Origin of the sequence: Chryseobacterium potabilaquae (assembly GCF_902728265.1) — a bacterium.
In the GTDB taxonomy this organism is placed as follows: Bacteria; Bacteroidota; Bacteroidia; order Flavobacteriales; family Weeksellaceae; genus Chryseobacterium; species Chryseobacterium potabilaquae.
The window spans coordinates 1-2,127 of the sequence record NZ_CACVBR010000096.1 but is presented as its reverse complement, the minus strand read 5'-3'; the positions used below and the strand labels follow the sequence as shown (position 1 = coordinate 2,127).

3 protein-coding genes are annotated in these 2,127 nt (G+C 30.9%); all 3 read left to right on the top strand.

The genetic code is table 11. The annotated features are described in order from the left end of the window. Positions 1–129 precede the first annotated feature (129 nt). The 3 genes from CHRY9293_RS18305 (at position 130) to CHRY9293_RS18290 (ending at position 1,799) form a co-directional block, all read left to right on the top strand. Complete coding sequence (locus CHRY9293_RS18305) at positions 130–942, top strand: hypothetical protein (RefSeq protein WP_162034293.1); 813 nt, start codon at positions 130–132, stop codon at positions 940–942. 15 nt (positions 943–957) lie between these two features. Beyond that, complete coding sequence (locus tag CHRY9293_RS18300) at positions 958–1,227, top strand: heme oxygenase (RefSeq protein WP_162034292.1); 270 nt, start codon at positions 958–960, stop codon at positions 1,225–1,227. Between the two features lie 146 nt (positions 1,228–1,373). After that, positions 1,374–1,799, top strand: coding sequence for a Tn3 family transposase (locus tag CHRY9293_RS18290; protein WP_162034294.1), 426 nt, complete (start codon positions 1,374–1,376; stop codon positions 1,797–1,799). Positions 1,800–2,127 lie beyond the last annotated feature (328 nt).

The following is a 2,127-nucleotide window of genomic DNA, read 5'->3' as shown; positions in this document are numbered from 1 at the left end:
TATTTTTTTCTGAGAAAGAGAAAAATATCACGATAAAAGATTTAAGACAATATCTTATTTCCCTTATAACACAACAAAAATATTTTGAAAAAGAGATTATCAAGAAACATGATTTACAATAAAACTCTGATGAAAAAATTAACTAAGTATCCAAAGAGCAAATTGGAACTCAGAAAAAAAAATATTTTAAGAAGGGCCTATTACTCAACGTTTGTTGCTTTATTCTATATTAGGAATGCCAATATCACCCTGGAAAAGGATGCTACAGAAATTCTTAGAATGTTAAAAGAGTTAAAAGGCCTTAATAACAGATCCAGATTGGTATTTAGTACATACTGCAGCCTAAGCCAACATAATATGTGGCAATCTGTTTTAGAAGACCTCGCCGATAATATAAAATATATTAGAATGCAGTTTGAATATATACTGGAGGGTATTATTAAAAAAAATAAAATCAATTCACCTATATTCTGGCAGCAAAACAAAACCTACACGGATGAACTTGAAGAGAATCATAAAAAACTTATCCAAGTGGCCAGCCATGTTTTACCGAAAGGAGAAAGATTATCATGGAAGGTAAATATTTGTAACTTTTATGATGAAATATTATCATTACTCGCTCCTCTGATCAATATATGCAAACTCGAGTCAGACTTTATAGAAAAATATACTCCAAAAATCTTTAACAAAATTACTCTTGATATTATTAAAAATATCCCAAAGAATTATACTTTAACTGAAGCCAGAAAATACGAGCAAGAATATTTGAAAATATTAAGGGATTACAGTCGTGAGTCTAGTAAAAAAGTTAACCTGTGGGACGGTTTATTGTATATCCTTTCAGGAGGCTTTTATCAACTCCCTTCAGAACAAACCATACTTAAAAGGTGGATTGATGTAAAAACAAAAGAAAACCTCCGGAATAATTCTAAATCATCATAAATAAATATTGATACTGTGAAAATAATACATCTCTTTCAGTTTAAAAATTCCATTTCCCGTAACATCCCCTTCTTCAAGGAAGAATGTAGGCTGGATAATCTCAATGATTTAATGGCCTATGATTTAATGAACACAGAAAAAGTGACCGAGTTTATTATCAGTGTCTCTGAAGACTTTATTTTTGAAGATACTCCAAAGGAAGAGATTGTTACGATGTGTAAAAAAGCTAAAGAAACTATTGAGCATTATTTTGCAACAACAGTAGATGATTACGATGTTATTTAAGATGATAACAGCGTACAAGGATTTATAAAGTACATAAACACTAAAATTTACATCATGAAATTCCAGCAAAACTTACTTGATTATATTAGTACTTCTCTCCTTACAATTGGTGAGACGGTTTCTGTAGCAGAAAGTGTAACTTCAGGATTATTGCAGCCACGATAAAGCTCAGGCATACCAGACCTTCAATATTATTAAAAAGACTTAACTCCTATGCCAGGCAAAATTCTTTATATCAGGCATTAAGAGATCTGGGAAGATTGGTGAGGACAAAGTTTTTATTGGATTATATGTACGATCATAATCTTAGACAAATGATTCAGGAACAGTTAAATAAAGGGGAAAATGTTCATCAGTTGGCTAGGCGTATATTTTACGGCAATAACGGAAAATTACAGGCATCATCCAAAGAAGAGTATCTGCAAGCTACCGCTTGTAAAGCACTAATCCATAACTTAATTGTCTGCTGGAACTACATGTATATGAGTAAAAAGCTAACACAGGCTAAACAAAATGAAAGAAAAAAAGTCTTTGAAAAAATAGAACAGATGTATCCAGTAAGATGGTTGTAAGATGGGAGCATATTAATTTCTATGGAATTTTTGATTTTTCAGAAGAATCGCTTAAAGATGCCTTAGAATTTAATTCTGAAGAATTATTCGATTTTGAAATAGAATAACAAGTTTTAAAAATATAAAAATAAAACATTAACAATCAATTATTTAAGTGTTTTTCAGTTAGATTTTATGTCTTTTGTTTAATCGAGACCAAGGATAGGAGTGCATCAAAAAGTGTGGGGCAAATTATGCAACCTCTTTATTTTCTTTTATTTCCATAGTGCTCACTTTCGTTAATCACCCTCTAATGCCTTATCACTGATGTCAAATTCATCCACAAAAC